We start from the raw sequence: 7,878 nt of genomic DNA, 5'->3' as shown, positions 1-7,878 counted from the left end.
GCGCGCAGCCTGGAAAAGCTAAAACATCGGGGCTTGGGTGTCTGACATGGGAAGCAGGGACAAGCCCCGTGACCGGACAGTCATGGCGTCGATTCACGGGAACCGCGAGTCGACGCCGATGTCGCCTCAGAGCCGACGTTTGCGGTTGAGCGTCGGTATGGTGGTTTGCGGGACTTCCACCTGTTTGGCCTGGTCCGAGGTTTGCGCCGCCAGCGCGGCCAGCGTCGGCTGGCTGAACAGCGTCCGCGCATCGACGTGCAGCCCGGCCTGACGCATGCGCGCCACCAGACTGACCGCCAGCAACGAATGCCCGCCGAGTTCGAAGAAGTGGTCGTTGCGCCCGACCTGCTCCAGTTGCAACACCTCGGCCCAGATCTGCGCCAGCCGGATTTCGACTTCGCCCTCGGGCGCCTCGTAGCGGCGACTGAGCACCGCCTCAGCCCCCGGTGCCGGCAAGGCCTTGCGGTCGACCTTGTCGTTCGGGGTCAGGGGCAATGCGTCGAGTTTTACGTAGGCGCCCGGCGCCATGTACTCCGGCAAACGCTCGAGCACATGGGCGCGCAAGGTTTCGATGTGTGGCGCATCAAAGCCTTCACGCACGGTGAAATACGCCACCAGTCGCTCGTCACGCACCAGCACCACCGCTTCACGCACCGCCGGGTGCTCGATCAGCCGCGCTTCGATTTCCCCCGGTTCCAGACGCAAGCCACGCAGCTTGATCTGGAAGTCGTTGCGGCCGAGGAATTCGAGGTTGCCGTCCGCCCGGTAGCGCACCAGATCGCCGGTGCGGTACAAGCGATCACCGGCCACGAACGGGCTGTCGATGAAGCGCTCGGCCTGCATGTCCGGCAACCCCAGATAACCCCGTGCGACCCCGACCCCGCCGATGTGCAAATGTCCGCTGACACCGAACGGCACCGGTTGATCGTGGGCATCCAGCACGTAGAGTCGGGTGTTGCTCAAGGCCTTACCGATTGGCACCACGGTTTCCGGCACCGGTTGATCCGGTTCCAGCGTCCAGCCGGTGCTGTCGACCGTGGTTTCGGTCGGGCCATAGACGTTATGCAGACGCACCCACGGCAGGCGATCGCGGACGCGCCGGGCCAGTGCGGCGGTCAGTTCACCGCCACCGTTGAGCACGTCAGTCAGGCTGGTGCACTGGCTGACATCGTCCTGTTCGATGAACTGTTGCAGCAGCGCCGGCACGAACTTGACTACGGTGATCTGCCGTTCGCGAATCACTTGGGTGACATAGGCCGAATCGCGGTTGCCGTCGGGCCGCGCCAGCACCAGCCGCAGGCCGGAACACAGCGGCCAGAAAATCTCCCACACCGAACTGTCGAAGCTGAACGGCGCCTTCTGCAACAGCGCGCCATGTTCGGTCGGCGGACTGATCTGCGAGCCCCAGTGCACCATGTTGCAAGCGCTTCGATGCTCGATCATCACGCCCTTCGGCGTGCCGGTGGAGCCCGAGGTGTAGATCATGTAGGCCAGGTTCGCAGCGCTCAGACCCGGTATTTTCAGGTTGTCGGCGGACGCGTGCTGCCAGGTGCAACGGTCGAAATCGATGACCGGCACACCCGGCTCGCCCAACAGATTGCGGGTGGTCTCGTGTACCAGCACCGCCACCGGAGCGCTGTCCTGCAGCATGTAATGCAGGCGTTCCAGCGGATAGTCGGGATCCAGCGGCACGTACGCGCCGCCTGCCTTGAGAATGCCGAGCAGGCCGACTATCAGATCCAGGCTGCGTTCGACACAGATCGCCACTCGCGAATCGGGCTGTACACCGTGCTCACGTAGATGATGCGCCAGACGGTTGGCCTGCTCATTCAGTTGACGATAGGTCAGTTGCTGCTCGCCAGCCTGCAATGCGATGGCGTCGGGTCTGCGCTGTACTTGTTGTTCGAACAACACCTGAAGCGGCTGATCGAGCGAGCAATCGACTTCGCTGGCATTGAACTCGACCAGCAATTGCTCAAGCTCCGCCGTCGTCAGGATCGACAAGCGATTCAGCGGCTGTTGCGGAGTTTGCTCCAGCGCATCCACCAGCGTCTGCAACGCGGTTTGCACGTAGTCGCCGATGCGCTGCGCACCGATGCTCATCAGGGTTCGCGTGGTGATCTGCAAAGCGCTGCCCAGATCATCGACGCTCAGGGTCAGCGGGTAGTTGGTGCGTTCTTCGTTCTCCAGGGTCTGAATGCCTTGCCAGGCTGGGTCCGACGCCGCTTCCTGCGCCTCAAGTTCGGTGTGCCGATAGTTGAGCAACGCACTGAACAGCGGCGCCGGTGACGCAACGCCGCTGCAACGCTGGGCCAGCGCCAGTGACGCATGTTCGTGCCCGAGCAAATCGGTCAGTCGGGCGTGGGTGAGCAGCACCGCATCGCGCACGCCACGGTTCATGTCCACCCGCAATGGCAAGGTGTTGATGAACACGCCCAGCGCCCGGTCGGCGCCCTCGCCGCCTTGCATGCGGCCCATAAAAACGCTGCCGAACACCACGTGCTCCTGCCCCGACGTCGCCGCCAGCACCTGCGCCCAGGCCAGGTGAATCAGGCTGGCCACGCTGACGCCGGCCTGCCGCGCCTGAAGGCGCAAACGCCGATCCAGTTCCGGCGCAAGCATGCGCACGGCTTCATCGATGCCGCGCCCGTCGCCCTGCACATCCTGCAAACCGAACGGCAAGGTCGGCTCGTCGATGTCGGCGAGCATCTCGCGGAAGAACGCTTCATGTTCCCGTTCGCTGACTCCAAGCCGGGTCTGGGCCACGTAATTGCGATACGGCACCGCTGGCGGCAAGGGCTCACTCAGCCCAAGCAAGTTGGCGCGCATTTCATGACGCAGGACTTCCAGCGCGATGTGATCCAGCGCCAGGTGATGAAACAACAGAATTGCCACGATCCGCCCATGAGCCGGGTCGCGGGCATACATCAGCCGGATCAGCGGCGCCTGACTGACGTCGATGCGATAACGCCGGGCATCGAAGCGCTCGTGCAATTGAGTGAGGACATCGCCCTCGGCCGGCTCGAGGGTGATTTCCTGTACCGGGAGTTCGGCTTCGCGCCAGACCACCTGCACCGGGTTGGTCAAGCCTTCCCATACCACGGCGGTACGCAGGATATCGTGGCGCGCCATGACCTGACGCAGCGCCGCCGCATAGGCCTCGACCCGCTCGACACTGTCGAACGCCAGCTGCGACTGCAGCAGGTACGGATCACCCTGCGCGGCGGTGATGTGGTGATAAAGAATGCCTTCCTGCAACGGCGCCAACGGATAAATGTCCTGCACGTTGGCCGCCCCGCCCGGCACCGTGGCGATGATCCGGTCGAGGGTGGACTGATCCAGCTCAACCAACGGCAACAGGTCCGGCGTGATCCGCGTGCAACCTTGCGGAATGCGGTTGGCCGGCACTTCGACCTCGCGGCCACTGCCCACCGACGCGGCCAGTGCCGCCAGGGTCGGCTGGCCGAACAGCACGCGCACATCGCTGCTCATGCCGAGCTGGCGCATGCGTTCGATCAGATTGACCGCCAGCAACGAGTGCCCGCCCAGTTCAAAGAAGTGATCGTGACGCCCGACCTTTTCGACTTGCAGCACCTCGGCCCAGATCTGCGCCAACAGGATTTCGACATCGCCTTGCGGGGCTTCATATTCGCGGCGGATCAACGCCTCCGGCCCCGGTGCCGGCAACGCCTGGCGATCCAGTTTGCCGTTGGCCGTCAGCGGCAGCGCCGTCAGACGCACGTAGGCCGATGGCAGCATCGCGCTGGGCAGACGGGTCTTGAGGTGAGCATGCAACTGCGTGATGTCCAGCGGCTGGCGTTCGGTGAACCAGGCCAGCAATTGCCCGTCGCGCACCTGCACCACCGCATCGCGCACGGATTCATGGCTGCTCAACGCAGCTTCGATCTCACCGGGCTCGATGCGCACGCCACGGATCTTCACCTGATCGTCGTTGCGGCCCAGGTACTCGAGGGTGCCGTCCGGGCGCCAGCGTGCGAGGTCGCCGGTGCGGTACATCCGCGCATTGGGCTCGCGGCTGAATGGATCGTCGAGGAAACGTTCGGCGGTCAGCTCAGGGCGGTTGAAGTAACCCCGCGCTACGCCGGCGCCACCGACGTACAACTCACCGGGAACGCCAATCGGCACCGGACGCTGCCAGTCATCCAGCAGATAGGCCGTGGCATTGCTCACGGGCTTGCCGATGTGCAGCGTCCGGCCCGGTTCGATTCGGCCCGAGGTCGCGACCACCGTCGCTTCGGTCGGGCCGTAGTTGTTGATCACCGCGAACGTCTGCTGGTGATTGAACTGGCGCAGTCGATCACCGCCGATCAGCAGTGTGCGCAGGGTGGGGTGTTCGAGGTGACGGCTGAAGGCGTACTCGGCAATCGGGGTCGGCAGAAAACTCACGTCCAGCGGTTGCGCACGCCACCAGTCGAGCAGCGCGTCAATGTCTTCGCCGCCGTCACGAGACGGCGCCAGGTGCAGGGTCGCGCCAGCACACAGCGCGGGCCAGACTTCCCAGGCCATGGCGTCGAAGCCGAAGCCGGCGAGGCTTGAAGTGTGGCAACCGGCGCTCAGGTCGAAGGCCGTGCAATGCCAGTCGACCAGATTCGATAACGTGTGATGCTCGACCATCACGCCCTTGGGCTGGCCGGTGGAGCCGGAGGTGTAGATCACGTAGGCCAGATGTGCAGTGGTCAGACCCGAAGCATCAGGGTTGAGATCGTTGATCGGCCAGGCACGCGAATCGATTTCAATCACCGGCACGTCGAGCACCGGCAAACGTTCGCGCAGATCGCGCTGGGTCAGGACCACGACCGGAGCACTGTCGCGCAATAAATAGCTCAGCCGTTCCGCAGGATGAGCCGGATCGACCGGTACATAACCGGCGCCGGACTTGAGAATCGCCAGCAGCGCGACCAGCGTGTCCAGCCCTCGGCGGGCGACGAGCGCCACGCGGTCATCGGGTCGCACACCGAGCCCGATCAAATGATGGGCCAGGGCGTTGGCCTGTCGGTTCAGCTCGGCATAGGTCAGCCGTTGTCCTCGGGATTCAGCCGCTACCGCATCCGGTCGTGTCGCCGCTTGCGTTTCGATGCGCTGGTGAATGGTCAGGTTTTGAGGGTATTGCGCGCGTGTGTCGTTCCACTGCTGCAAGAGCGCCGATTCGGTCGGCAGGCTCAGGCTGAAATCACCCACCATCAGCGCCGGGTCTTCAAGCCCCTGCTCCAGCACCCACAGCAAGCGCCCGCTCAGCGCCGCGATTTCATCGGCGTCAAAGTAGGCCTCGTTGTACACCATGTACAAACTGTCCTCGTAGTCACCACGGCTGCTCAGCAGGTGCACCGACAACGGCGTGCCCTCTGCGTGGTTCGACACTTTGACCACCCGCCCCTGCGCCTCGCCGTAGCGGTATTCATGCGCATCGCGCTCATAGGACACGGTCACTTCGAACAGCTGCGAGCGATCCTCGCGCAGCAGACCGAGTGCACGGTTCATCTCGCTGAGGGGGAAACGCTGATGGCGGAAATCCTGTTTCAACTCATCGCCAATCGCCTTGACCAGCGTCTTGAATGACAACTCGCGGCCAAATCCCATGCGCACCGCGCTGACCTGGGTGAACAGCCCCAGGGTCGATTTGAACCGGGCGCCGGAGCGGTTGAGCAGCGGCACGCCCACCACCCATTCGTCACGCTGGGCGCTTCGGCTGAAATACACATGGATCGCTGCCAGCAACACATGAAACGCCGACGCGCCGTACTCTCGGGCCACCTGCTTCATGCGCTCGTGCAAGAGAGCCGGAAAGACTTGCGAGAAAATCCGGGTCGGTGCCGCAGCGCTGGCAAAGCGTTCCTGATAGCGCGGCAACAACAGCGGCTCCGGCCGATGTTGGTATTTGTCCAGCCAATACGCCCGGTCACGGGCGTAACGGTCGGACTGAAAATACCGCGCATCGTCACGGATGAAATCGACATAGGACGGCGCCGAACCGAGCGGCTGTTGCCCGAGCGCCAGCGCGTTGTAGATCTCGTCGAGGGATTTGAGCATCTCGCCGAAACCCCAGCCATCGACGATCAGGTGGTGGGCCTGGAGTGACAGCCAATGGCAGTTATCATCGAGCCAGAGCAGACGAAACCGGAACAAAGGCCCGCCGTCCAGCGTAAACAACTGCTCGATGTTTTCCTGCGTCAGTTGGCGCGCTGCGGCGTATGGATCGGGATGGCTGCGTAAATCGTGCACCGGCATCGGCACCGGCATGGACCGGGCAAAACGCTGCAACGGCAGCCCATCATCGCCGGCCCCCGGCAGCAGGCTGGTGCGCATCGCGTCATGCCGGGCCACGAGCCCTTCAAGCGCTGCCTGCATCAGCGCCGGATCCAGCGACCCGGTCAGTTCGACATAGCCACCGATGTTGTACATCGGCGAATTCCCCTGACGCAGTTGGTCGAGCCAGATGTCACGCTGCGCAGCGGTCAACGGGAAGGCCTCGGAGATCGCGGACAGACCGTCCGCCGCATCGGCAGCAAATTGGTTCATAAGATCCATCTCACGTGATTTGGCGCGTATTCAAGCATCGGCCCCGAAACCCGCGTGACACGTAAAACCCGGACAACCCTCCCCACTTTGTACAGCTGTGCGAGCCAACAGGGCCTGAGAAGTCAGCGATTTCCCTAAAAGTTCGGAAAGAAATGACTGAAAATCCTGTAGGACAATCGCCACACTTGCCTGCCCGCTAGCGTCCCGCACTGACGGGTGCGGCGGTCCGATCCCCGGATTTCGGGGTTCGTACTAGACCGTACAGTCACGGACTACGCGACCTTGCACATTCACCTGACAGAAACGTGACGCCATTTTTTCGGAAATGGTGGCACTTTGTGTCCCTGTTTTCCCCTACAGACGTAGGACAAATGCATAGGCTTAAATCCCGCTCCAGACGATTTCAAGGAGAAAAGACTGGGTGGGCGCTTCAGGGGTGCATGCACGGCAGACGATTCGGCAATGGCTCTAAATCAGGGATGACAAGGATATGAATCTGACCGGCAGTCTTCGCAACATGGAAAATCCGCACTTTTATTGGCAGTTGGGGGAGTTGATCGCCAGCACCGGCAACGAGGGTTTTGCCACGAATATGTTCCAGTTGGTCGACAACCTCGTACCCGTCAATCGCGTCCATCTCAGTGAGTGGACCCTGGATGAACGGGAATCCAGCGTGGTCGAGATCAAGGCGTTGGGCAGTGCCGGTTTGCCGGACACCTTTCCGCCCCCGGATCCGTTGCAGCACCCGGACGACCACCCGTTGCTGCAACAGATGATCGAGATGAACGACTCGCTACTGATTCAACTGAAAGCCTCGCTCCAGCATCGACACCCGCACCACAGCGTCCACCAATGCAATCTGGTGTCTCGCACGTCCAATCGCCGTTGCGTCATTTCGTTCTACCGTCCCCACACGCATCGGGTGTTTTCCCTGCCGGAGCTGTCGTTTCTCAAGCGCCTGTCCGACACCCTGTTGCCCTTGATCGAGCGCCACGCGCACATCAGTCGACAAGCCATCGCCCGCCAACCCCGCGCGCCACAAGCCGATCAACCCCAGACGCCGTTGCAACAGGTGTTCGACGAACGCCTGGCGTTGGGCGACATCACATTGTCGGTGCGCGAGAAAGAAGTCTGCCTGGGTCTGCTGACCGGCGGCACCGTGCCGCAGATGGCGGAAAAGCTGCGAGTCAAGAACAGCTCGATCGAGACCTACCTCAAGCGCGCGGCCGCCAAGCTTGGGGTCAGCGGGCGACACGGTCTGGCGAAATGGATGGCCGGGGCCTGATCCGGCGTTTTTCTCATCACGGGCGCCCGGCGTCCGCTCTCATTCGTGAACGAGGC

2 protein-coding genes are annotated in these 7,878 nt (G+C 62.8%); one reads left to right on the top strand and one right to left on the bottom strand.

Annotated elements, in window-relative coordinates:
- Positions 1-126: 126 nt before the first annotated feature.
- Positions 127-6,537 (bottom strand): non-ribosomal peptide synthetase, encoded by a 6,411-nt coding sequence (locus GQX66_RS01595; RefSeq protein ID WP_240865606.1) that lies wholly within the window; start codon positions 6,535-6,537, stop codon positions 127-129.
- Positions 6,538-7,027: 490 nt separating this feature from the next.
- On the opposite strand from GQX66_RS01595, the gene GQX66_RS01590 reads away from it, so the two are divergent.
- Positions 7,028-7,822: a LuxR C-terminal-related transcriptional regulator gene (locus tag GQX66_RS01590; RefSeq protein ID WP_240865590.1), complete on the top strand. Its 795-nt coding sequence runs from the start codon at positions 7,028-7,030 to the stop codon at positions 7,820-7,822.
- Positions 7,823-7,878: the final 56 nt, after the last annotated feature.

It is taken from the genome of Pseudomonas sp. B707 (genome assembly GCF_022496685.1).
Classification (GTDB): Bacteria; Pseudomonadota; Gammaproteobacteria; order Pseudomonadales; family Pseudomonadaceae; genus Aquipseudomonas; species Aquipseudomonas paraglycinae.
The sequence above is the reverse complement of the archived record's forward strand: the minus strand, read 5'-3'. Positions and strand labels throughout refer to the sequence as shown.

Excerpts from the sequence above, each read along its gene's own strand:
- GQX66_RS01595 (WP_240865606.1), bottom strand. The coding sequence starts at position 6,537 with ATGAACCAATTTGCTGCCGATGCGGCGGACGGTCTGTCCGCGATCTCC.
- GQX66_RS01590 (WP_240865590.1), top strand. The coding sequence starts at position 7,028 with ATGAATCTGACCGGCAGTCTTCGCAACATGGAAAATCCGCACTTTTAT.